We start from the raw sequence: 25,666 nt of genomic DNA, 5'->3' as shown, positions 1-25,666 counted from the left end.
AAGCGAATGGCTGAAAATTCCTTTTTTCCTATTACCAATTGGTCCGAAGACGATAAACCACGTGAAAAACTAATGCTGAAAGGTAAAAGTGTTTTGAGTGATGCGGAACTGATAGCTATTTTGATAGGTTCCGGCAGCAGGAATGAGTCAGCGGTGGATTTGAGTAAACGGATTTTGGCAAGCGTAGATACTAATTTGAATGCCTTAGGAAAATTATCACTGTCTCAGCTCATGCAATTTAAAGGAATAGGAGAGGCAAAGGCCATTTCTATTATTGCTGCTTTAGAATTAGGAAGACGCAGAAGAGGCGAAGAGGTTGTGGAATTGACGAAAATTACTTCCAGCAAAATCATTTTCGAAATCATGCAGCCTATTATTGGGGAATTACCACACGAAGAATTTTGGATTATTTATTTGAATAACTCCAATAAGGTACTGTCAAAATCTCAATTGAGTAAAGGCGGAATCACCGGAACATTGGTCGATGTGCGAATCGTTTTCAAAACGGCGCTCGAAATAGGAGCTACAGCATTGATCTTGTGTCACAATCATCCTTCCGGAACCTTGATTCCTAGTGATGCCGACAAGCAAATTACAAGAAAATTAAAATTGGCAGGTGATAGTTTAGAAATAAAAGTGTTGGATCATCTTATTATAACTGAAACCAGTTATTTCAGCTTTGCAGATGAAGGGATATTTTAAAATTACAAAATGAAACAAACACATATAAAGGACGTTTTTTTTGATTTAGATCATACCCTTTGGGATTTTGATAAAAATTCAGAGCTCACTTTTGAGACTATTTTCAATAGAAATCATCCAACGATAGCAACCAAGGAATTTATTGAAAAATATGTTCCAATTAACCAAGCGTGTTGGGCACTTTATCAATACGATAAGATTACCCATCAGGAGTTACGGTACAATCGATTGAAACACTCGTTTGATGCGTTGAGTTATACTATTTCAGATGAAGAAATAGAGACTATAGCGGAGGATTATATTCGGTTTTTGCCGGACAACAATCATCTTTTTGATGGGACAGTAGAACTTTTGGAGTATTTAAAACCTAAATACAATTTGCATATTATAACCAATGGTTTTGCGGAAGTGCAATTTAAAAAATTGAACAATTCAAAAATTGGAAGCTATTTTCAGACCATAACTAATTCAGAAATGGCTGGAGTAAAAAAACCAAATCCTATTATCTTTGATTACGCTTTAGATTTGGCCAAAGCCAAAAAAGAAAAAAGTATCATGATTGGTGATAGTTTAGAAGCGGATGTTCAAGGAGCACTGGATGCGGGACTGCAAGCTATTTTCTTTAATGAAAGTAAAGTTCAGGTAGAACAGCACATCATACAAATTAACCATTTATTAGAACTTAAAAAATATTTATAAAGATGAAAAAATCATTCGTATTCCTGCTGATATTAGTTGTTAGTTATTCCTATTCTCAATCGGTAAACGATTATAAAGCTGTGATTATTCCCGTTAAGTATGATTTCCTCAAAACAGAGAATCAGTATCGACTGACAACAATGTCTAAATTTAATCTAAACAAAGCCGGTTTTGAAGCTTTTTACAGCAACGAAGCCATTCCAAGTGATTACAATGACCGTTGCAGTTTGTTGTATATGGATGTTGTTAAAGAAAATGCTTTTTTGATGACTAAGTTATTTGTGACACTTAAGGATTGTTACGGGAAAATAATTTTCCAATCTGCAGTGGGGAAAAGCAAGGAGAAACAATATGAAACTGCGTATGGCGAAGCGCTTAACTACGCTTTTGAATCCGTTAATGAGTTGCAATATAAATATAACGGTACTACAAAAACAACTATGGAGCCAGAAGTTACCAAGCCCTTGACCGCTCCGGTGGTGTTGGCTCAAAAAGTAGTCAGCGCCTCAGTATCTGATGAAAAAGAAATGGATTTGCTTTATGCTCAGCCTACGGCAACCGGTTTCCAGTTGATTGATAGTTCTCCAAAAGTTGTTATGAAAGTTTTTAAAACCTCTAGTGCCGAATCTTTTATCGCTTTCAAAGGAGATATTAAAGGTGTTTTAATTGCTAAGAACAACCAATGGTTTTTTGAGTATTATGAAAACGACAAATTATATTCTGAAAAAATAGCAGTAAAGTTTTAGCGCAATTATAAATTAATTATTTTTCTAAAAGGGATGTACTGCAGTGTATCCCTTTTTGTATTTTAATAGCCATATTTATTTTTCCAGCGGTTTTTTAAGAATTCTCTTGTGATGTTTTCTCGGGAGTTATTTCCGGGAATATAGATGGAATTTTTGGACAGTTCATTAGGAAGGAATTCTTGTTCTGCAAAATTATTTGCGTAATCGTGTGCATATTTATATTCTTCGCCATACCCTAATTCTTTCATTAATTTAGTGGGCGCGTTGCGCAAGTGAATTGGTACCGGTAAATCGCCAGTTTGTTTTACAAGTTGTTGCGCAGTTCCAATGGCCAAATACGAAGCGTTACTTTTAGGGGAAGTGGCTAAATAAACGGCACATTGGCTTAATATAATCCTGCTTTCCGGATATCCAATTGTGGCAACCGCCTGAAAGGTATTATTGGCCATAATAAAAGCAGTTGGATTGGCATTTCCTATATCTTCACTACTCAGGATAAGCATTCGACGAGCGATAAATTTAACATCTTCACCGCCTTCAATCATGCGGGCAAGCCAATACACAGCACCATTTGGATCACTTCCCCGAATGGATTTTATAAAAGCTGAAACAATGTCATAATGTTGCTCGCCGGTCTTGTCATACAAAACGGTATTTTGTTGTACTAAAGCAAAAACACGTTCGTTTGTGATTATAACATCGTCTTCTTCGGATGCATGTACAACAAGTTCAAAAATATTCAACAGCTTGCGTCCATCACCACCGGAAAGGCGCAATAAGGCTTCTGTTTCTCTTAGTTTAATGTTTTTGGTCTGCAAATAAGCGTCTGTTTTTATGGCGCGTTCCAGAAGTGTTTCTAAATCTTTTTTGCTAAAAGCGTTCAAAACATACACCTGACATCGGGACAGTAGTGCTGGAATAACTTCAAAACTAGGGTTTTCTGTAGTGGCACCAATTAGGGTGATCCACCCTTTTTCTACCGCAGCCAATAACGAATCTTGTTGGGATTTGCTAAAACGATGAATCTCATCGATGAATAATATAGGGTTTTTAGCCGTAAACAAACCACCACTTTGCTTCGCTTTTTCAATCACCTCGCGAATGTCTTTCACACCGGAATTGATGGCACTCAAAATATAAAAGGGTCGTTTTGATTCCTGTGCAATAATTTGTGCTAAAGTAGTTTTACCAGTGCCCGGTGGCCCCCAAAAAATTAAGGAAGGGATAATTCCTTTTGTAATTTGTTGTGTCAAGGAACCATTTGGTCCAACCAAATGGGATTGACTAATATACTCTTCTAATTTTTGTGGTCGTATGCGCTCTGCAAGTGGTGCTTCCATTGTGCAAAATTAATATTTTTTTTAATCTAAGCCCATTTATGATTGTCAAATTTATTTTTTGGAGCTATTTCCAGCTGTACACTATATCCACGCAAAAAAGCGTGGGATGCCGTTTCCATCTGGGCTAGGAATTCTTGTGTTTAATTTTACTATTAGGTTACACTATGACAAAATTGCATTAAATTGCTTTTGGAGAAGTTTTTGAATTAAGAAGATCGTATAAACAAGTAGGATTCATGGACAAACATTTTAAATTCACGAATTTAGTTATTGGACTGCCTCTTTTTTTTGTAGTATTCCTGTGGTTTATTTTTTGGCTCGAAATTCGATTTGATTTTGACTTTGTCCAAAACGGTATTTACCCTCGAACATTTTCAGGTCTGCAAGGAATCTTGTTCAGTCCTTTTATTCATAGTGATATAGAGCATTTGTACAACAACTCAATACCTGTATTGGTATTATTGGTCGCTTTACAATTTTTCTATGCGAAACAATCGTTGGCGGTTGTTGGGTATGGAATTCTATTGTCTGGATTTATTACGTGGATTATTGGTCGGGAGAATTACCATATTGGAGCCAGCAGTTTGATTTATGTATTGTTTAGTTTTATTTTTTTTAAGGGAATTCAAACAAAGTACAATCGATTATTAGCCTTGTCTCTTGCCGTGATTGTTGTTTATGGGGGTTTAGTTTGGTATGTTTTTCCAAGTCCTGAGATTCCAGGTAATAAGTCTATTTCTTGGGAAGGTCACCTGGCAGGGTTGCTCTCCGGATTCCTTCTTACGTTAGTATATAAAACTCCAGAATATAAAAAAGTCCATAAGTATGATTGGGAACATCCGGATTATGATCCCGTGGCAGATAAATTCATGCAGCGATTTGATGCCAACGGTAATTTTGTAAATCTTCCAAAAAATGAAGAAAATGAGGAAAATGAAGTACAACAGCAATTATCAACGTATTATACTTCCAATTTCCATGTAGGGTATCACATTGTTACAGACAAAAAAAATGAATCAAAACGGGAGTCTTGATTCATTTTTAGTGTATTTGTTTTGGTTCCCTATTCTTTGGGAAGGGTTTGGAAATTAACTTCTCTGTCTTACCGCTTCGTATAAAAAAGCACCACAAGCTACGGATACATTCAACGAACCAATAGTTCCAAACATGGGAAGTTTAGCTTTTTCGTCAACAATCTTCAATACAGATGGGTTTACACCACGATCCTCAGATCCCATAATTATGGCAACAGGCTCGTTCAAAGTGATATCATAGATGTTTTGATCTGTTTTTTCAGTTGCAGCAACTGTTTTGATACCGCTTGCTTGCAATAAGAAAATAGCATCTTTGATGTGTTCTACTTTGCAAATTGGAATATTGAATACAGCTCCTGCAGAGGTTTTTACCGTATCACCATTCACAGGAGCTGAGCCTGCTTTTTGAACAATAATACCGTTTACGCCGGTGCATTCAGCAGTTCTGATGATAGCGCCAAAATTACGAGCATCAGAGATTTGATCTAATATTAAGAACAATGGTTTTTTCCCGTTTTCAATTACAGATTCAATCAACGTTTCTAAATCAAAAAAGGAGATAGGGGATATGGTTGCCACTGCACCTTGATGGTTATTAGGCGTTAATCTATTTAATTTTTCAACCGGAACATAAGAAAAGTTAATATTACCGCGCTTCATCACTTTCATTAAGTCTTTCATCAGTTCGCTGCTTGCTTCCTTCTGAATGTAGACTTTGTCTACGGTCGCGCCCGCCTGTATGGCTTCGATTATAGCTCTAATCCCAAATATTTGATGTTCTTTTTCCATGGTGCAAATATATAAAAAAAAACCACCATCGTAATGATGGTGGTTTTAGATAAATGGAAATTTATTTAATCTAAATTTTAACTAAGTTAAAAGTTTGATTTTGTGACGATCCACTGAAGTTTAATCTTAAGTTAATGTCCCCAGTACAAGAACCTACAGATCCTGATCCAGTTACAGTTACCTTCATCCAGCCTGTGTAGTCGAACTGCTCATTAGCAGTAACAGTTGCTACTGCATTTGAAGGGTTGATTGTTACTATCATATAGGAAGTCGAAGGATTGTTTAAGTATGGATTGTTTGTATTTCTAATTCTAAATGTATACAATCCATCAGTGGATACGTATTGAACAGGCACTATATCTCCAACTGCGTAGTCAGCCCAAGCATCAGCAGTTACTTTGTAGTTACCATTGAAAGCAGCTGCGCTAGCTAATGGACAAAAGAATTGAACTGAATATACGAACGCTGATGAGAAGTAAACTCCACCTACAACTGTACTAGAAGAGTTAGTATTAGTAAATGTTCTACCATCCGTTAACACTAATTCTAATCTCATTGTAAATTTATCGGATGTAGTGTAACCTCCGGTTGTAATCCCCAATTTAGCCAGAGTCTCAGCAAGTGTAGCACTTACTTCGCCTGTAGGTAAATTATTAGATCCTTTTGGAAAGGCTGTTGCGGAATATGATTTTACTAATTTTTCTGCACTTGTTACTCCATTTTTAGTGTGTTTTACATACAATCTAACCTCTGATAGAAGATCTCCATTTTTACTATCTTGTTCTTCAATATTTACTGACCATTTAGAAGTTGTATCAAAGAAATTAAAAGTAGATTGGTTTACTTTTAAAGTTCTTAAAATTGCACCTCTTGTAGTGTTGGCAAGTACATTGTCTGCAGTACTTTCTTCACTACTACAAGATTGTAATAGTACTATGCCCATTGCAAGTAAGCAATACGTTACGTTTTTTATATATTTTTTCATGTTTAATATTTATTAGTTACCAATTGGAAATCCAGTTGTAGCATTGTTATCCCAGAATACTCTTGCTGAAACGCTAGTTTTTTGCTTCATATTTGAATTAGAAGAAGATTCATTTGCAGGATATAAAAATGATCTTATAAATTGCCCAGGATTCGGTTCTAGATTTGGTTGAATTCTTTGAGGGAATCCAGTTCTTCTGTAAAAGTTGTACGCATCTGTACCGTTACCAAATAATGAGATAAACAATTCTTTTGCAAGAATTTCTCTTTGGCCTGTTAAAGTAGCAGCATCAAATTTGTTTCCAACTTCATTCATATAAGTTACATCTCTTGTTGTAGCAGGTACAGTTGATACAATAGCACCAGCATCTCTAGATATAAAAGCTCTCACTTTAGTAAATGATTTTTGAACTCCAGATAAAATAAATGCTTTAGCACTTCCAGTACCTCCGTATAACGCAGCTTCAGCTCTGTAGAAATCCATAGTAGAACTTAATAATATTGGTGTAACACCATCTCCTTTAGCTCCACTTAAGTTATTTACAGTTTTAAATGTGTTATCATCAAAACGACCTCCTGCAGGATAAACTCCATAAGCAGTTTTTTTGTCAGCATCTGGTGGAATACCAAAATTGTCTCCATGATCTCTACCCCAGTATCCATTAGCTACTGTACAGTAAGTATAACCTCCGGCTACGTAGTGAGCTGGAGCTGGTTCAATAGAACATTTTAATGTAGTAGGGTCAATTGGTGATTGTCCGTTTAACTGTCTGTAGAAGTAGAATTTCATTCTAGGGTCAGCTATAGACTTGTCAGTTAGCATTAAATCCATAAACCAGTTTGATTGGTATTCAGAAGTACCTGTAGTTAAATAGTTGTCTCTGTATAAAGGACTTCTTCCATCAGGGTTGTTAACATTTGAATTCCAGTCAAATTGGAAATCATCTGAAGCAGTTTGCATAAAGTTTCCTGTTGCTACAATAGTATTAAAACTAGCGATAGCTGAAGCGTCAACTAATCTTCTTTGAATGTAGATTTTCATTTTAATAGAATTAGCTAACTTAATCCACTTAGTCCAATCTTTATTGTAATAAAAATCATTGAAAGTAGTTGTTGTTGGACTAGTTTCTGAAAAATTTACAATTGCTTTATCTAGTAAAACTAAAGCAGCATTGTAAATTGAAGCTCCAGTATCTGCCTTTGCATTTAGATTAGTAGCTCCTAATAAAGCTTCAGTATAGGGTACATCACCAAAAAAGTCAACTAAGTTAACAATAGTGTATGCTTCTAATACTTGCCCCATACCAATATGGCGTTTCAATCCTTTTTCTGAAGCTTTAATATTCATTAATTGGATGTTCTTTAAAACTGTTTGATAAGAAACTGCCCATTTTGAGTCTAATGTAGCAGGGCTATAAGCATTTTCATAACTTCTGCCAAACATATTAGTCATCCTTGTCACTTCCATACTTGTTCTACCATAAGCTTGCATGTTAAGTGCGAAAGAACGTTGAACACCATTTAAATAGAAATCCACATCTGCTTTGTCAACAGATAATGCATTTGGATCCTCTTTCATATCCATGTCTATTGTCTCGCAAGAAGAGTATAATAATGCCCCTAAAAACAAAATTATTACACTTGCTATTTTTTTCGTATTGTTCATAATTGTTATTTTTAAATTTAGAAACTTGCTTTAATACTAAAACCATATCTTTTAGCCGTTGGGCCATTCAAGTGGTCAAATCCTTTACCATTACCTACTCCAAGACCAGCTACGTTAGGGTCAAAATTGATTCCTTTAGGAGTATTTATAGCATTGTAATACAAGTTGTTACCTGATACAGATATAGATAGAGCTCCAAATGGACTTTTATCTAATAATTTACGTGGTATGTTGTATCCAAAAGATATTTCAGAAAGTCTAATTACAGTTGCGTCATAAATTTTCATTTCGTCAGCACCAGCTATAATATTACTGAAATAATTATCTGAATTGTTGATTTGAATATCATTTACAGATCCATCAGCTTTTACACCAGGAAGAATATATGTATTTAATCTATCTACTGTATCAGTTGTAAGACCTCTACCTAACAAAGTTGCGATTGTTTGTGAAAACATATCTCCACCTGCGGTGTAATTAATTAAAAATCCAAAATTAAAGTTTTTATATGAAAAATTATTAGAAACGTTTAATATATAATCAGGGTTTGGATTACCAATGTTAAAGATACCTTGTTCGATTTTATACAAACCAGTACTTTCTACAACTTTATTTCCATTAGCATCTCTTTGAATTCTACTACCTACAATTATACCAAATTGTTGTCCAGGAATTGCAGCATTACCTAAGTTAGAATATCCATCGTAAACAATTTGTTCTGTGTCAGGACCTAAAGAAGTAACGATAGATTTTGATTTAGTTACGTTAGCACTAACATCCCAGTTAAATCCATCGTTTGCGTGATTTATAACGTTTATACCTAAATCAACCTCAAAACCTTCTCCGTCAATTTGACCGATATTTGTTTTTGTTGATCCAAATCCAGAACTTGGAGGTAATGGTCTATCAGTAATTAAATCTTTTGTTTTTCTTTTGAAATAAGAAAAATCTAAACTTACTCTATTACTCAGAAATTTGGAATCAAAACCAAGTTCAATTTCAGTCAATAGTTCGGGTCTCAAATTAGGATTTCCTAAGTTATTTGAAGCTGATACAATAGGAAATGTAGTTCCTGCATCGTTTATGTTTCCTCTTGGAGCTAATGTTACGTTGTTTGAAACTGGATATCCTGTTGCAAATCCAGCAGAGGTACCATAACCCATTCTTAATTTCAAATAATTTAAACCCTTATCTGATGCTATTTCAGAGAATATTTTTGTTGGAATAAGCGCTAAACTCGCACTTGGGTAATCCAGAGTATTAATATTTGTATTAGATACCCAGTCCTTTCTTTCAGAAAGTGTCAAATAAGCCCATTTATTATAATCAAGTTCAACTTGGCCATAGATACCTGCAATATTTCGGCTTTCTGAGTACTGAATTGGCGTTTGTGTTTTGAAGTTGAAGTGTCTAAATACTCCAAATCCTAATTGCTCTACACTATTAACTCCCTGACGGTCATATTTAGTAGATCTGGAAGTTGCCCCTACACTGAAATTCAGTCCTAAATTATCAGTAAGCGAGTACTGCCCGGTTACTAATATGTTATGATCCCATATTGTATTAAGGTTATCAAATGTTCTATAGTCTCCTAAAACTGGTCCAGAGGTAGATGCTCCTCCAGAACCTTTATTAGTTCCTGAAACGTTTCTTTCAGTATAATTATCAATACCTACTCTGTACGTTATGTTCAAATTGTCGTTAATGTCGTATTTCAAAGCTGAATTACCAAAAACTCTGTTTGTTAATTGTGATGTGAAAGCATTGTTTACTGTCCAATTTGGATTTACAATTCCACCATCATTTCTATAATAAACACTTCCTCCTGTAATAGGATCTTGGAAAGGTAATCCCATTAAATCTACGTTACGAGGTGTGTAAAACACATCTGAAAACACAGACAAACCTGTTCCTGAAGCTCCTGAACCTGTACTTAAAGCAACTGGTGGGCTTTTGAAATTAGTATTTGAATAGTTTAAAGTTCCGCTAATTGTAAATTTATTACTTAAAGCAGACTTACCACCAATAGAGATTGAATTTCTACCTAATTTGTTACCAGGTGTAAATCCTTCATCTTCTAAATGACCAAAGTTAAAGTTGAAACTAGTTTTTCCGTCAGCTGAAGCTCCAGCAATATTAACAGAAGTACTAGCAACTATTCCTGTTCTAAAGAAATCTTTAACGTTGTTTGGTTTTGCAGAATAAGGTACTCTTTTACCAATATATTCTGGAAAAGCAGAATTTAAGTTTGCTCTGTCGTATGGGTGTTTGATTGTGCCATCAGCAGCAATTCCAGAATTTGGATTTGCGTAACCACCAATACCATTTGGATAAAATCCAGGACCCCAGTTACTGTAGAAGTTACCAAAAGCTTGGTCAAATCCATTACCAAATTTATTTTGGTAATCTGGTAAAGATGCTATTTCGTTAGCAAAAAGTGATTGACTTACAGAAATCTCTGTTTTTTTAGGTCCTTTTTTTAAACTTCCACTTTTTGTAGTAATTAAAATTACACCATTTCTACCTTCAGTTCCGTAAAGTGTTGCAGCTGCAAATCCTTTTAAGATACTTACGTTTTCAATGTTGTTTGGATCTAAATCCAAGAATCTACTTGAGCCAGAGTTACCATTAATGAATGAACCATTAGCATTCGTGTCTGAGCTAAAAGGAACTCCATCAACGATGAATAATGGTTGAGATGATCCACTAACAGAGTAGTTGCCTCTAATGTTGATGTTTGTTGCGGAACCAGAAATACCACTACCATTAATGATTTGCACTCCTGAAGCCTTTCCGCTTAAAACCCTAGCTATATCACCTTCTGACCTTTGTTCTAGATCTTTTGCTTTAACTTGGCTAACTGCGTAACCAATTGCTTGTTTCTCTCTTTTTATACCTTGAGATGTAATTACGACTTCTTCTAGAGCTTGTGAGTCTTCCATAAGTGTAACCTTCAAGTTTTCGGAACTTGCTACTCTTTCCTGAGTTTTCATGCCAATAAAGCTAAAAATCAAGATTTGGCTTGATGTAGCTTTGATTGAAAATTTTCCGTCAAAATCAGTTTGCGTCCCTGATTTAGTCCCTTTTACTAATACACTGACTCCCGTGATAGGCATTCCTGCATTATCAGAAACAATCCCCGAGACAGATCGTTCTTGCGCAAAGGTCAATTGCGTCACAAGTACTAGTAGTAGTACTAAGAATCCATTAAACTTTAGTTTCATAGTTATTATTTTTGGTTAGATTCATCAAAAATCTTAATTTTAAGTTAAAAAACCTAATCTTATCCTAATTTTTTATTTTATATAATAGCAATTAACCTTAAAAAATGTTTTTTGTTTCTTTTTAAAGCCAAAAAATTGAACTAATTGTAATTTCAGTATTTTTTTTTAATTTATTGGGCTACTTGTTTCTTTCAAAAGAAGAATCAATTAATTGAAATTATTTTCGATAAAGGCCGGTCCGTTTTCTTGAAAAGATAGAATCCAATTTGTCCAAAAAATAAAAGGGAAGACAAAAATCGCGCAAGGTTCATTGCGCTTTTTTAATAAAGTAACAAAAACAATCCAAAGGATGTAATGAGGGTGGTTTATAAATAGTTTTCAAAGCGGGCAATCAGTTTGGAAAAGTATTTATTGGATAACAGTGTTTTTTCGGTGTTAACGTCTAGACCTAAAAAAAATCCCAAGATTCAATTGCTTTGAATCTTGGGATTTTTTAAGAAATACTTTATTTGGTGAGGTGAATTCCTCATTTTAGCTATTCTCCTAAGAAAGGGTATCTGTAATCTACCGGAGTAACGAAAGTTTCTTTGATTGTTCTTGGAGAAGCCCAGCGCAATAAGTTCAATGGAGAACCTGCTTTGTCATTGGTTCCTGAAGCTCTTGCTCCGCCAAAAGGTTGTTGCCCTACAACGGCACCCGTTGGTTTGTCATTAATATAGAAGTTACCGGCAGCATTTTGTAATTTCCCTGTCGCCACTTCAATGGCGTAACGGTCCTGACTGAAAACGGCTCCTGTTAATGCGTATTCAGACGTTGTATCTACCAATTCTAGTGTTTCTTCCCATTTTGCATCTTCATATACAAAAATAGTCATAACTGGACCAAATAATTCAGTTGCCATGGTGGTATAATGAGGATTAGTCGTTACAATTACCGTTGGCTCAATAAAGTATCCAACTGATTTGTCATAGTTCCCACCAACGATAATCTCCGCATCAGTATCTTTTTTGGCTTGGTCGATAAAACTGACCAATTTATCAAAGGAGCCTTCATGAATAACGGCAGTAATAAAATTACTAAAATCTTCTGGAGATCCCATTTTCATTGATTTTACATCCGCAATAATTTGCTCTTTTACAGCAGGCCATAAGCTTTGTGGGACATAAGATCTAGACGCTGCTGAGCATTTTTGCCCTTGAAATTCAAATGCGCCACGTACAATTCCCGTAGAAACTTGTTTAGGGTTTGCGCTTGAATGCGCTATGATGAAATCTTTTCCGCCTGTTTCCCCCACGATTCTTGGGTACGTTTTGTAATGGTGTATGTTAGTTCCAATTTTTGCCCAGATATCTTTGAATACGTGAGTGGAACCTGTAAAGTGAATTCCAGCAAAATCCCGACTTGCCAGAATGGTATCGGTAATCATTAAAGGGTCTCCAAAAACTACATTGATAACTCCATCAGGAATACCAGCTTCTTTGAACACTTCGATTATAATTTGCGCGGAAAAAACTTGACTATCACTTGGTTTCCAGATTACAACGTTCCCCATCATTGCGGCGCTTGCTGGAAGATTTGCGGCAATTGCAGTAAAGTTAAAGGGTGTGATTGCGTATACAAATCCTTCAAGAGGTCTGTACTCTAGACGATTCCACATATCTGAGGTGGATGCCGGCTGGTCTCCATATATTTGAGTCATGAATTCTACGTTGAAACGCAAAAAGTCAATTAGCTCACATGACGCATCAATCTCGGCCTGATGAACATTTTTAGACTGAGCAATCATGGTTGCGGCATTAATTCTTGCTCTGTAAGGGCCAGCAATTAATTCAGCGGCTTTAAGGAAAATGGCTGCGCGCTGTTCCCAAGCCATGTTAGCCCAAGCTGTTCTTGACTCTAATGCATTTGCAATAGCTTTCTCGATATGTGATTTTTCGGCAAGATGATACGTTCCTACACTATGTTTGTGGTCATGAGGCGCTGACATTGTTTTGGTATTCCCTGTTCTAATTTCTTCGCTTCCTATATATAATGGTACGTCAATTTTAGAATTCCACATTCTAGTATAAGCGGCTTGTACGGCGGCTTTTTCAGGTGAATTTGGTGCATACCCTTTTACTGGTTCGTTTACTGCTTTTGGCGCATGAAAAAATCCTTTTAGCATGATAATGTAATTTGATAATCTGTTTGAAGAGATTAAGATTAGAAAATTAAAAAATAAATTACTCGTTATTTTATCAAAAAATTATTGTAGTGCAAAAGTACAAAGGATAATTTTAAAATTTGATAAAACAGGAATAAGAAAAAGGAATATTTTAAGTAAAAAAATTAATTTAAAGCAAAGGGAGCACACAATCGGAAGGTAGGTACAATGACTTTGAAGTTTTTTGTTGAGGTAAAATTAATCATGTTAAAATACCCTTTCATCGCACCATAAGGGGATGATAATAGACAACCGGAACTATAGGTGTGAAATTCGCCAGGTTTTAAAACAGGCTTTTTCCCAATTACCCCTTCGCCATCAACAATTTCGATATCATTTAAGGAATCATAAATTTCCCAATGACGCGAGATCAATTGAACGGAATCTTTACTGTGGTTTTCAATAGTAATTTCATAACTAAATGCAAAATGAAGCTTGTAGTTCTTAACGTACGTACCTTCAAAACTAGTCAATACTGAAATTTTTATACCTCTTGTTATTTGAGAAACCATATTAAATGGGTGTGTAGGAGTTTAGTACTAACAAATTTACAAAAAAAGGGTGTCGTTTTGTTGAATTTTATGAAAGTTTTTTTAATTGATGGTGTTTATTGAATTTGCCATTCCTTTGCCCACAGCCCTGTCATAACGACCTATGTTTTCTCTGTAATAGACTACTATGGTATATTCATTTTCTGTTTGATAAAAATTGCCATCTATCGCATTTTCCGGATCAAGAACTCCTTTGTCATCTGCAACAAGGTATTGAAAGTTTGTGAACCCTTGTTTTATTAAAATAGCCTTTTCATAAAGCCCTTTTTTAGGATTATAGTCCATCTTATATTCAGGGATTAATGCGTAGTTATTGAACATACCGGCAACATAAATATTTTTATTCATTCTGAAAGTGGGGGCCGAAAGACTGAAATAGACCCAGGCATAATCCGCTTCGAATTCGCTGTCAGCAGCGCTTATATTCTTGACTACAAAAGCTCCATTAACATCTTGGGTAAAGGAATACGGAAAATTGGCTCTAGCAGCATTAGTGTATAAAAAAGAACCATAAATAGGGGTGCTAAAGTCTACCCGACCAATGGTGTTGTTTGCGGCTCTGATGTCTTTATTTTCGAAAAACAAAAACTCATTTCCCGCCCAAAACTGTGTTTCCGTATCGTATTTGTAGATCAAATCATTTCCTATTGTATACTGCGGAATTATATTTTTTATACCGCTATTAAGTTGTCCGTTTTGAAGTAATAGCACTCTGACATTCCGCAACGGAGTTTGGAAAACAATGGAATTAGATTTAATTGCAAAATCTAAATTGTGTTTCAATTCAATTGTGTTTATTGTTCGTGCTCGTTTGACTTGAATGGGAACCGTAACCAGGTCTTCGTATAAAATAAATTTTCTCGAAAACAGGATGTCTTTATTTTCATCTAAAACCTTTATCATATAATTTCCGCTGATTTTTAATTGAAGCGTAAACTGATTTGGAATTGCTAATTTGTAATGCGAATAGATTTGTAAGGTATTAAAAGAGTTCGTGTACTCCTGAATTCTTTGGTTGTCAAAACCTTCCAAATATTCATTTTTCGGAATTGCCGTTGGGTTCCAGTTGTAATCGCAATGAATTATTTCATAATAATAATTGGCTTCATTGCCAAAAAGATCATCAAATTGCAATTGAAATCCTTCGCCTAGTTTTAAAATTGGAATTATAGTTTGGTCATTTTGAACAAATGAAATGGTTTTAATGTGGTATGGCGGAGCAACTTCTTTTTCTATTTGCGCCAAAGAAACGCAGGAATAAAATGCAGTAAGCATAAAAGCAGCTATTTTGAGCAAAGGGTTTTCCATTTTATAAAACGTAAGATTGTGTAAATATAGCAATTACCTTTTGTCTTTGGTTCATCTAGTTTTTACATTAATTATTTCGAAAGTAATAGCTGTCAAAATCGTTTTAATTCGTTCCGGTCTTAAAGACTAACTGATTATTTGTATTACAAATAAACGGCTTATAAGAAAAATCAACTGACGCACTACTAAACTAAAAACCTGCTAAAAAGTAACTTTAGCAGGTTTTTTTATGGTGTAAATTTATACTTTCAATTATTTGAAACAAACCGGGATAATTTCCCCTTTGGCCAAACAATATTTTTCTACTAATTCAGGCGTAATTTTATCAGTATACTCTTCTTCGATTACTTTAAAACCGATACTTCGTAATTTATCAAAATAATCACGGCCATAAATACGGACATGATCGTATTGACCAAATATTTTAGCACGTTCTTTTTGATCGGTAATGGAATCATCTGCAAAAGTGGTGGCTCTGGATAAATCCTGTGGAATTTGTAAAATTGCCATTCCGCCCGGTTTTAAAACCCGATACAATTCCTGCATGGCTTTTGTATCATCCGGAATGTGTTCTAAAACATGATTGCACAGAATAACATCGTATTGATTGTCCTCAAAAGGTAAATTACAAATATCTGCTTTCACATCTGCTAACGGTGAAAACAAATCGGTTGTCGTGTAATCTAGATTTTTCTGGTTTCGAAACAGTTTATAAAACGCTTGTTCCGGTGCAAAATGTAAAACTTTTTTTGGAGACGTAAAAAAATCAGTTTTTTCATTTAAGTACAACCATAATAAACGGTGTCTCTCTAATGAAAGGGTACTTGGTGAAAGCACATTGTTTCTTTGTGTTCCGTAACCGTAAGGTAAAAAAGTTTTAAAGCTTCTTCCGTCAATTGGATCAGTGAATGTAGTTCCTTTTAACGCAAGTGCAAGAACTGGGCGTGCCACATAACTTAAACGAATAAGTATGGGCCGCGGAATGGTATTGAGTATAAGTTTAAAGAGTTTTTTCATTGTTGTTTCACAAAGATTCGCAAAGTAAACTCAAAGATTCACTAAGTTTTTTTTAAGAATCTGAAGTTGTATTTATAAATCGTTTTATATTGTTTTTTAAAATTTTACTATCGTAATTTATTAGTAATCCCAACGGATAATTTCCAAGCTTTAAATAGGTAAGTATTTGTGCAAAATGTACGGAAGTATAATTTTCAACTGTTTTCAATTCAATAACTAACTTGTTCTCTACTAGTAGGTCAATTCTATATCCTTGATTAAGTTTTATTTCCTTGTATATTATAGGAAGCGTTATCTCCTTTTCTACCTGCAAACCTGCTTTTTTGATATCATAAAAAAGACATTCTTGATAGGTTGATTCCAAAAGTCCCGGACCAAGTTGACGATGAACTTCAATAGCTAGACCAATTACTTTATAAGAAATTGCTTGTAAATCTTCAGAGATCTCTATAAATTCTTCGTTTGTCATTTATAAATAATTTAGGACTTAAATTTTTGTGAATCTTTGAGTTTACTTTGTGAATCTTTGTGAAATGCTTTACAATACTAAAGGCTCTCGTCTAAACTCATCTTCTTCTGTACTTACAATTCCTAACGCTTTATAAACATAAGCAAAAGTGGATAAAATTTCTGGTTTTCCATCGATAATGGCTACGTCGTGTTCAAAATGGGCACTTGGTTTTCCGTCAGCTGTCGTGATGGTCCAGCCGTCTTTGTGTTGCTTGATGTTTCTAGTTCCCATGTTAATCATCGGCTCAATGGCAACAACCATTCCTTCAACAAAGAGTTTGCCTCTTCCTTTTTTGCCATAATTCGGCATCTCAGGATCTTCATGCATTTTTTGTCCTACGCCATGACCCACTAATTCCCGTACGACGCCGTATCCATATGATTCGGTATATTTTTGAATGGCATTACCCACATCTTCCACGCGGTTTCCTATTTTAAATTCTCGGATTCCGATATATAAGGATTCTTTGGTTATCTGTAATAGTTTTTTAGTTTCCGGAGCCACTTCGCCAATTTCAAAAGAGTACGCATGATCGCCATGGTATCCATTTTTGTAAGCCCCACAATCTACCGAGATTACATCACCGCTTTCTAATGGTTTGTTATTTGGTATCCCATGGACTACTTGTGCGTTTGGACTCATGCAAAGGGAGTTTGGAAAACCATATAAGCCAAGAAAACTTGGTTCAGCACCATGATCGCGAATGAAGGTTTCGGCTAATTTATCCAGGTATAATGTGGTCACTCCTTCTTTGATTTCAGAAGCAATCATTCCTAATGTTTTTGATACGATCAGCGCACTTTCGCGCATTAATTCTATTTCCTCACGGGATTTTATAATAATCATAATTTCATTTTTTCAAGTTGCAAAAATACAATTTTATAAGTATTTAATCCGGATTGGCCATGATTTTAAAAAGGTCTGAATTAGAAATGTAAAAACGGTTTTCTAATGCTATTTTCGAAAGTTGTGATGTTACTAAATTGTTTTCTCGGATATTTATTAAAAACAACGAGCTTTCACCAAAAGAGAACAAACGTTCTTCTGAATTTAGCATGGTGAGATTGTCTTGCACTAATTCTTTGATTAACTGCTGTTGTTTTAAGAGTGATTTGATTTCTAGTTTCTGGGCATTGATTTTATTAGTCAATTGCACTTTTTCCAAATCCAATACAAATTCAGATTCCTGTACTTTGTATTTTGCCAGTTTCAAACTACCGCGCTCTTTTCTGAGAAATAAAGGAAAATAGAAATCCAATCCAATTTTATAATCCTCAAATTGATAGTTGTCAATATAACTAGGTTCTGAAATATAAGAGTACCCCACATCAATTTTAGGCAAAAGCATGTTAGCTTTTAGTTTTCGTTCCACATTCAGCATATCAATTTTGCTTTGCAATGCATTTATTTTGGGGTGATTGGTGATGGAGAAATCTGAATTCAATAAGTCATTGGTTTTTAAACTTTCCTGAATGGTAAATTCTAATTGTATTTCAGGAATTAAGGCATCGGATAATTCCAGCGGAATGTTGTTTTCTAGCCAAAGAAAAGTTGCTAGTTCTAATTTGGCTTTAGCCAATTTTAGGTTCGAATCCTCCAGGCTCAGCTTTCTGTTTTTCACAATAATTCCTGCTTCAACACTATCAATGGCGGGTTTGTCCCCTTGAATGATTAACGATTGAATTCCTTTGAAACGAATTTGTGCATTCTGGTTGTATTCCTGGTACAAAGCAACTTCGTTGAAGTTTTTCTTCCAATTGAAATACGCCAGGGAAGCATCATACAAAACCATAATAGCCTGCAGTTTTCGTTCTGCCTGACTTAGTTGCATTTGCATTTTGGCTTTTCGTACATCCGCCATTCTTTGATTTATAAACAAACCTTGACCAAGCGGAATGGTCACTCCGAGTGAAGTTAAACCTTGATTGGGAAGCGTGTTTTGGGGATTCAAATACACACCTTCGCTATTATCGAAGCCCGCTTTAATCTCGATGCCATACCACGTGGGTATTTTGAAACTGCTGTTTAAAATGGAATAATATTCGCTGCCTTTGAATTGTTTTTCACTGAAATCAACTTCAATTTTTGGGTCAAAACCACCACGAGCCATCATCAAATTAGCTTGGGATTTACTGATCTCTAAATTGGCATTTTTCACCAAGGGATGGTACTTTTTCACATACCCCAGAAATTCAGTAAAGGTCAGTTCGTTGGCTATTTTTTCTTGAGCACCCGCAGAAAGCCCGAAGAATAAAAATGCTAAAAATATCTGTTTCATTATTTTTTTTCTGTTGTTATTGTAGGCGAAGGTTTGTAATAATTAGGCGGAAATCCGTTCAAGGTTCTCCACAGCTCGAACCATACAGGAACATTGTCCAATAAAGCGATTGTTTGCGCACCAGCACCAATACTTAATTGAATAGGCCAGTTATCTTCGTTTTTATCTGGAGCAATCAAAACTCGGTACTTTCCATTGACGCTAATGAAATTTTCAATAGCCACAATTTCACCTCCAAAAGTTCCGTAAGACATATTAGGCCATCCTGAAAAAACAATAGTAGGCCATCCATCAAACCAAACGCGTACTTTTTCACCTTTGGCTAATAATGGTAAATCGATTGGATTTACAAATGTTTCCACAGCGATATCATAGTCGGAGGGCATGATAGTGGCTATTGGCGTGCCTTCTTTCACTGTTTCCCCAAGGCCGGATTGCAAGGCCCTGTTGATATAGCCGTTTTGGGATGCTTTGATGTAATACATTCCATTACGGATGCTGTAGTTTGCGTATAGATTCTCCAGTTTAGAAACTTGAACATCTGTTTCAAACTGGCTGCTGAGCGCTGTGAATTTTTCACTATTTGCTTTAGAAACTTTCTCCGTATACTCCGCACTTATTCGGTTTATTTCTACTTTGGCATTGATCAACTCGTTTTTACTGATTAAGTACTTGTTTTCTTGAGTGATGATTTTAGCTTCAACTTCTTGCAGTTTTAATCTTTTTTCTTCAATATCGGTCAGCGGTTTCAAGCCTTCTTTATTCAATTGTACGGACCGATTGTATTGTGTATCTGCAATTTTTAGTTGGGTTTTTACAGCAACAAGATCCATGCTGTCACTTTCTATTTTTAAAACGGATTGTTTGATTTTGTTTTGTGCTTGTTCTAGTTTCAAGACTTTCTCCCTTTCAATGGCCTGGATTTGTTCTGAAACCGTGCTTACCTTAAACCCATAAGATTGTAAAGATTGTTTTTTGGCATCGATCTGGCTTTTCGTATTTTGCACTAAATTAGGATCCATGTAATCTTCTTTGATCTCTGAGATAAAGAGTATAGTGTCGCCTTTCTTGACAAAATCGCCTTCCTGAACGTACCATTTTTCAATTCGACCCGAGATTATACTTTGGATAGATTGTGGTCTTTGACTTGGTTTTAAGGTGGTAACAGCTCCAGTACCAGAAATGTTTTGAGTCCATGGCAAGAAAAGTGCAATTATACCAAGTATGGAAACAGCCGCTATAATTTTATTTAAAATTTTGTAATGCGGCCTGTTTGTAAGATTTTTGACCGCTTCGTATTGGTCTAACTGTTGCAGTTTTGTTTGGTTATCTGAAATGTTTAGCATGACTATTATTTTTTTAAATCAAGTTGAATATGCCCATTTTTCATCGTGATTTTTCGATTGCATTTGGTTTCCCAATACGGGTTTTTTGAGGACACGATAATCGTCCATTTATTTTTATCGGATGTAATAAAATCTATAATTTCATTAGCTGCTTTTTCATCCATGGTATCAGTTGGATCTTCGTAAAAAAGTATTTTGGGTTTGTGAATGATGCTTCTTGCCAGCAATACTTTTTGTGCATTAGAAGAGGATAATTGTCTCCCTTCAGGGTAAATCCGGGTGTCTAATCCTTTAGGAAATAATTTTATAAAAGAGGTCAGTTGTACTCCGTCTACCGCCCATTTTATATCTTCGGGACTAACGGAAGGATCATTAAAAGTAATATTTTCTTGCAAGGTTCCCTCAAATGGTTTCTCTCCATATATGACACTTCCGATTTGTGAGCGGTATTGTTTTATGTTTATTTTACGAAAAGTGTCATCATTTACATAAAAGGAACCGCTGGTAGGCTGCAATAAGCCAGATAATACCCTAATTAAAGTTGTTTTTCCAGAACCATTTTCTCCATTTATAACTATTCGGTCTCCTTGTTCTATTTTTAATGAAATAGCGTTTAAAATTTCTTTTTCTGAATCTGGAAATTTGAATGTCAGGTTTTCTATTTCCATTGAGATTTTATTGTAACAGATGTTACTGTTAACAATGGAAGAATCTTCTAATTCTAAGTCCGTTACTTCCCCGATTTTTTCAATCGATGTGAGTACGTCATAAAAAGTTTCCAATCCGATAATGATTTTTTCAACGGAATTTATAACTAGTAAAATAATAATTTCAGCAGCTACAAATTGGCCAATATTCATTTGTTGAGATAAAACTAGGAACCCACCGATGGATAGCAAACTTCCGGTAATGATGACTTTAAAAATAATCAAATGCGTAAATTGTTTTTTGATCACATTAAAATGTTTATCGCGATACACCAGGTAATCGGTTACAATCATGTTGGTTTTTTTTAAAGCAAAATCATAATTGAGTTCATTTCTAAAACTAAAATTATTACGTGCCATTTCTTGCAGCCAGCTCGCTACTTTGTATTTGAATTTAGATTCTTTTAAACTCGTTTCCAGGCCAGATTTAAAAGAAAATTTGAAAATAAAATACAACAAAGCAAGTAGTAAGACACCAAATATGATAAAGTAAGGATGGTATAAGGACAATAATATTATCCCGAAAACAATTTGTAACAAGGCTGCAGAGAAATCAGTTAGTAACTTTGAAGTCCCTTTTTGAATGGTCATTGTGTCAAAGAAACGATTGGCTAGCTCCGGCGGATAGCTGTTGTATAATTCTTTTGATTTTATTTTAGGCAGCCGTGCAGCAAACTCAAAAGAGGAACGTACAAATATTTTTTGTTGTAAGTTTTCTGTAATCCGTAATTGCATGATGGATAAAATACCCACTAATGCCACACCAAAAATGACTAAAATGATAAGCACAATCCAAGATGCGCTAACTCTTCCGGATTGGATAAAATTTGTAATCGCCTGTATTCCCAGTGGAAGGGATAAACTGAGCAGTCCGGCAAAAATGGCGTAAAAAAATATTTGATAGACGTCTTTTTTATCTAATTCAAGTAGATTGTAAAATCGTTTTAAGGGAGTCATAATGGGAGTGTTTTTTTTTTTTTTAACTTAAAACTTTTTCTACAAGATTTTGATAAAAATTAGTGGTGCTATCAGAATCAGTACAATCTGTGATGGTTTTTAAATGGTTCATTAAAAAATATTGGTGCAAACTTCCTTCAACAATTGTTGAAATTAGGGATTTAGAAAAAGGGTATTCGGGATTTACTTCTTTTACAATAGCCACAATTCTATTGATTACTCTTTTGTAAATCAAGAAAAAACCTTCTTTATTTTCCTGATCGATTTCTTTAGTATGTAACGTTTTAGTGAATTCTGAAATGATGATTTTATTTAGAACGGCCTCGTTAATGTGTAAGGCACTATTGTCGTTGGTTATTTTTTCAGTAACAATTGCAATGGCTATTTTGAGTTTTTCTTTGGGATCCAAAACATTTGTTGTTGCAATAACTAGCTTGTTTTCCATCCAACTCCAATACCAGGACGATAAATAAACCAATAGTTTATGTTTGTTCTCAAAATAACGATAGATGGAACTTTCATTAGAATTGATTTTCTCACCTAATTTCTTGAAAGTAAAATTATCAAATCCAATCTCATGGATTAAAAGGATACTTTGCTCTATGATTTTTTTTCCTAAAGCTGATGTCTCAGGATCCTTTACATAGATTTTTTCGTTGACTTGTATTTTTAAATTGGAGAGAACCGTATTCATTTTATCGAAATTTTATATAAATATAGTAGCATTGCCAGCTATAAAAAAGTGTTTTACTAAATAAATTGTAAGCATTGAATTTAGATACATTTATCCTCTAATTTCTGGGTGTAATTTCTTTAATTTCAGATTCTATATTTGGTCAAGGCGCATGCTTAGCGCACAATAATTAGTAGTGTCATTCAGACGAACGGTGGATAAGCTGCAAAAGAGCTAGCCGTTTGTACCGCCCAAGTTTTTTACTTTTGATTAAAACAAATAATAATGTAGCAACTACTCGTATTAAATGCGGCCACCATGCTAAAACGTCCAGTCAGTGAATGGTTGCTACTCTATCTTTTTGTGCCTGTCTTATAGATTTACTCTAAAACCAAAATTTAAATTTTCTGTAGACCGCTCTGGGACCATGATTTTATTATCTTTTATTTCTAGCAATTGTAAGTGTTTTAATTGTTTGATTTCTTTTGGAATTTCTTTAAATTGATTGTTATTCAAATATAAAAACTCTAAATTTTTTAAACTACTGATGGTTGATGGCATATTGTTTAAATTGTCGTTTTCTAAATGTAATATTCGTAAAGATTTCATTTTGCTCATTATTTCTATATTTGCCTCTAAATTTAAATTTGTTTCATCGTTTAAAAAAAGTTCTTCTAAGCTTTTTAACTTCCAAAAATCTTCTGGTAAAACTGAAAAATTATTTCCGCTTAATTCTAGTACTTTAAGTTTTTTTAGTACTGTTATTTCTTTTGGAATTACAGTTAAATGATCGTTTTTCAAACTTAAGTACTCAAGATTTATAAATTTTGACCAGTTAAGACTGTCTAACTTAATGGTTTGATTACTCAAATTTAGGCGGAACACTTTTTCGGGCTCCTTTAAAGCCTGTTCTATATTGGTGAATTCTTTTTTGATTTGAATCGAATCAGCGATTTGCCCAATACTTATTTGGGTAATTAAAAAAAGGGTGATTGTGTAAAATATTTTCATTGTGTTTGAATTTAGTTTGATAAGTAGGGTTATTATTCCGATTTTATTCACTAAGTGCCACAAGTACAGCAGTATTCATGCTTTCTTGTAAGTGATTGTTTCTTGTTTGCAAATATAATAGTAACGCTATCAAACATAAAAGCATTTAACTTTTTTTTGTAAAAAAAAACTACTTGAATCAAGTAGTTTTTTATTGGGACATTTGTATGTAAGTAATAACCATGCTATAATGTCGTATTTTAAAATCAGGATAAAATTATGTAAAAATCTGATTTAAATCTGTTTTACTTAAAGTTAATTCTTTTGACTTTACGACTTTTAAACTTTCGACTTACTTAGTATCTTTAAAGTAAGGAATGGCAGGTCATAACAGCAGGTTTCTCCACACCCATTAATTCCAAGATTGTTGGAGCAATGTCGCCAAGAACTCCATCATGAATGGTTTTCAAGTCGTTGTCTACTAAAATAATGGGAACGGGATTAGTTGTATGTGCGGTGTTCGGACTTCCATCAGGATTGATCATCGTTTCACAGTTCCCGTGATCTGCTATGACAATGGTAGTGTAATTATGCGCTAATGCAGTTGTGATTACTTTTGCAACGCATTTATCAACGGCTTCACAGGCTTGTATGGCAGCACTCATAATTCCGGTGTGTCCTACCATATCACCATTGGCAAAATTTAGGCAAACAAAATCTACCTCTTCTTTCTCTAGTTCACAAACTAAAGATTCTGTTAATTCAAAGGCACTCATTTCTGGTTGCAAATCATAAGTGGCCACCTTTGGAGAGTTTTTCAAGATCCGGCTTTCGCCAATAAAAGGCTGTTCTCTCCCGCCAGAAAAGAAGAAAGTCACGTGAGGATATTTTTCCGTTTCGGCAATACGAATTTGCTTTTTTTGTGCTTTTTCTAAAATTTCCCCAAGAGTTTCCGTGATATTATCTTTGTTATATACGACTTTTATGTTTTTGTAGGTTTCATCATAATTGGTTAGCGTCACATAATACAAATTGAGTTTGTGCATGTTTTGCTCATGACAATCTTTTTGTGTCAATACTTCGGTTAGTTCTCTTCCTCTATCCGTTCTGAAATTAAAGAAAATAACCACATCATCATCTTCTATGATTGCGACAGGTTTGCCTCGTTGATCCACCATAATTGTAGGGTGAATAAATTCATCCGTTATATTGACGTCATAGCTTTCTTGGATAGAAGCTACTGCATTTGTGGTAGGTGTTCCAATTCCGTTTACCAATAAATCGTAAGCTAGTTTTACTCTTTCCCAGCGTTTGTCTCGATCCATTGCATAATAGCGTCCCACAACCGAAGCCAGTTTTACAGTAGTATTCGCCATATAATCCTGTAAATCCTGAATGTAATGTGTACCGGATTTTGGATCCACATCGCGACCGTCCGTGAAAGCATGAACGAAAACTTTTTGTAATCCGTGTTGTTGTGTAGCGTCAATCAAACCGCGCAAATGAGAGGTGTGTGAATGTACACCACCATCAGAAACCAGGCCTAAAAAATGTACTTTTTTATTGTGTGTTCTGGCATACGTAAAAGCATCAACTAAAACGGGCTCCTTTGCTAAAGTTTCATTTGCAACAGCAAGGTTAATCTTAGCTAAATCCTGATATACAATTCTACCTGCGCCAAGATTCATATGTCCTACTTCACTGTTTCCCATTTGACCTTCAGGAAGTCCAACATTTAAACCGTCAGTTCGTAGTTGAGCACTGGGGTACTTTTTATACAGGCCTTTAATAAAAGGGATATTGGCATTGTCGATTGCAGAAACTTTTGGATCAGGAGATTTTCCCCAACCATCCAGAATCATAAGAATTACTTTTTTGTTCATGGAAATTTATTTTAAACAAAGATAAAACATTTCTAAAAAGGTTCAAATGAATCAAAAA

21 protein-coding genes are annotated in these 25,666 nt (G+C 34.8%); 4 read left to right on the top strand and 17 right to left on the bottom strand.

The genetic code is table 11. The features are described from left to right. Positions 1–6 precede the first annotated feature (6 nt). The 3 genes from radC to EKM00_RS08445 are packed head-to-tail and all read left to right on the top strand — an operon-like array spanning position 7 to position 2,147. Positions 7–702 (top strand): RadC family protein, encoded by a 696-nt coding sequence (gene radC / locus EKM00_RS08455; protein WP_126515885.1) that lies wholly within the window; start codon positions 7–9, stop codon positions 700–702. A 9-nt stretch (positions 703–711) separates the two neighbouring features. After that, on the top strand, positions 712–1,401 hold the full coding sequence (locus EKM00_RS08450; RefSeq protein WP_126451796.1) for a YjjG family noncanonical pyrimidine nucleotidase: 690 nt from the start codon (positions 712–714) through the stop codon (positions 1,399–1,401). Positions 1,402–1,403: 2 nt separating this feature from the next. Next, a complete protein-coding gene (locus EKM00_RS08445) occupies positions 1,404–2,147 on the top strand; it encodes a hypothetical protein (protein WP_126515884.1) in 744 nt (247 codons plus the stop codon). Positions 2,148–2,209: 62 nt separating this feature from the next. Here EKM00_RS08445 and EKM00_RS08440 read toward each other — a convergent pair whose 3' ends face one another. Then, positions 2,210–3,487 carry a replication-associated recombination protein A gene (locus tag EKM00_RS08440; protein WP_126515883.1) on the bottom strand — a complete coding sequence of 426 codons (1,278 nt, stop codon included), beginning with the start codon at positions 3,485–3,487 and terminating at the stop codon, positions 2,210–2,212. 236 nt (positions 3,488–3,723) lie between these two features. On the opposite strand from EKM00_RS08440, the gene EKM00_RS08435 reads away from it, so the two are divergent. Further along, entirely contained in the window at positions 3,724–4,521 is a 798-nt protein-coding gene (locus EKM00_RS08435) for a rhomboid family intramembrane serine protease (protein WP_126515882.1), read from the top strand. A gap of 54 nt (positions 4,522–4,575) precedes the next feature. Here the strand turns inward: EKM00_RS08435 and rlmB are convergent, their stop codons facing one another. The 16 genes from rlmB to gpmI form a co-directional block, all read right to left on the bottom strand. Continuing rightward, positions 4,576–5,310 carry a 23S rRNA (guanosine(2251)-2'-O)-methyltransferase RlmB gene (gene rlmB, locus EKM00_RS08430; protein WP_126451800.1) on the bottom strand — a complete coding sequence of 245 codons (735 nt, stop codon included), beginning with the start codon at positions 5,308–5,310 and terminating at the stop codon, positions 4,576–4,578. A gap of 70 nt (positions 5,311–5,380) precedes the next feature. Further along, a complete protein-coding gene (locus EKM00_RS08425; protein ID WP_126515881.1) occupies positions 5,381–6,253 on the bottom strand; it encodes a hypothetical protein in 873 nt (290 codons plus the stop codon). A 54-nt stretch (positions 6,254–6,307) separates the two neighbouring features. Next, complete coding sequence (locus tag EKM00_RS08420; protein WP_126515880.1) at positions 6,308–7,960, bottom strand: SusD/RagB family nutrient-binding outer membrane lipoprotein; 1,653 nt, start codon at positions 7,958–7,960, stop codon at positions 6,308–6,310. A gap of 17 nt (positions 7,961–7,977) precedes the next feature. Beyond that, a complete protein-coding gene (locus EKM00_RS08415) occupies positions 7,978–11,184 on the bottom strand; it encodes a SusC/RagA family TonB-linked outer membrane protein (protein WP_126515879.1) in 3,207 nt (1,068 codons plus the stop codon). Positions 11,185–11,719: 535 nt separating this feature from the next. After that, positions 11,720–13,348 (bottom strand): L-glutamate gamma-semialdehyde dehydrogenase, encoded by a 1,629-nt coding sequence (pruA, locus tag EKM00_RS08410; RefSeq protein WP_126515878.1) that lies wholly within the window; start codon positions 13,346–13,348, stop codon positions 11,720–11,722. Between the two features lie 164 nt (positions 13,349–13,512). Then, complete coding sequence (gene apaG, locus EKM00_RS08405) at positions 13,513–13,899, bottom strand: Co2+/Mg2+ efflux protein ApaG (RefSeq protein ID WP_126451805.1); 387 nt, start codon at positions 13,897–13,899, stop codon at positions 13,513–13,515. 81 nt (positions 13,900–13,980) lie between these two features. Continuing rightward, the gene (locus EKM00_RS08400) at positions 13,981–15,246 is read right to left on the bottom strand and encodes a DUF5103 domain-containing protein (protein WP_370453926.1); all 1,266 of its coding nucleotides are present in this window, start codon (positions 15,244–15,246) and stop codon (positions 13,981–13,983) included. A 252-nt stretch (positions 15,247–15,498) separates the two neighbouring features. Next, complete coding sequence (locus tag EKM00_RS08395; protein WP_126515877.1) at positions 15,499–16,263, bottom strand: class I SAM-dependent methyltransferase; 765 nt, start codon at positions 16,261–16,263, stop codon at positions 15,499–15,501. 52 nt (positions 16,264–16,315) lie between these two features. Next, positions 16,316–16,732, bottom strand: coding sequence for a GxxExxY protein (locus EKM00_RS08390; protein WP_126515876.1), 417 nt, complete (start codon positions 16,730–16,732; stop codon positions 16,316–16,318). 69 nt (positions 16,733–16,801) lie between these two features. Further along, positions 16,802–17,620 (bottom strand): type I methionyl aminopeptidase, encoded by an 819-nt coding sequence (gene map / locus EKM00_RS08385; RefSeq protein ID WP_126451808.1) that lies wholly within the window; start codon positions 17,618–17,620, stop codon positions 16,802–16,804. Between the two features lie 43 nt (positions 17,621–17,663). Further along, the gene (locus tag EKM00_RS08380; protein WP_126515875.1) at positions 17,664–19,052 is read right to left on the bottom strand and encodes a TolC family protein; all 1,389 of its coding nucleotides are present in this window, start codon (positions 19,050–19,052) and stop codon (positions 17,664–17,666) included. After that, positions 19,052–20,398 carry an HlyD family secretion protein gene (locus EKM00_RS08375; RefSeq protein WP_126515874.1) on the bottom strand — a complete coding sequence of 449 codons (1,347 nt, stop codon included), beginning with the start codon at positions 20,396–20,398 and terminating at the stop codon, positions 19,052–19,054. The genes EKM00_RS08380 and EKM00_RS08375 overlap by 1 nt, the downstream gene beginning before the upstream one ends. Positions 20,399–20,403: 5 nt before the next feature. Further along, positions 20,404–22,062, bottom strand: coding sequence for a peptidase domain-containing ABC transporter (locus EKM00_RS08370; protein WP_126515873.1), 1,659 nt, complete (start codon positions 22,060–22,062; stop codon positions 20,404–20,406). Positions 22,063–22,084: 22 nt separating this feature from the next. After that, entirely contained in the window at positions 22,085–22,756 is a 672-nt protein-coding gene (locus EKM00_RS08365) for a TetR/AcrR family transcriptional regulator (RefSeq protein ID WP_126451812.1), read from the bottom strand. 351 nt (positions 22,757–23,107) lie between these two features. Continuing rightward, complete coding sequence (locus tag EKM00_RS08360) at positions 23,108–23,746, bottom strand: leucine-rich repeat domain-containing protein (protein ID WP_126515872.1); 639 nt, start codon at positions 23,744–23,746, stop codon at positions 23,108–23,110. Between the two features lie 344 nt (positions 23,747–24,090). Further along, on the bottom strand, positions 24,091–25,608 hold the full coding sequence (gpmI, locus tag EKM00_RS08355; protein WP_126515871.1) for a 2,3-bisphosphoglycerate-independent phosphoglycerate mutase: 1,518 nt from the start codon (positions 25,606–25,608) through the stop codon (positions 24,091–24,093). Between the last annotated feature and the right edge of the window lie 58 nt (positions 25,609–25,666).

This window comes from Flavobacterium sp. RSP15 (assembly GCF_003968755.1).
Classification (GTDB): domain Bacteria; phylum Bacteroidota; class Bacteroidia; order Flavobacteriales; family Flavobacteriaceae; genus Flavobacterium.
The sequence above is the reverse complement of the archived record's forward strand: the minus strand, read 5'-3'. Positions and strand labels throughout refer to the sequence as shown.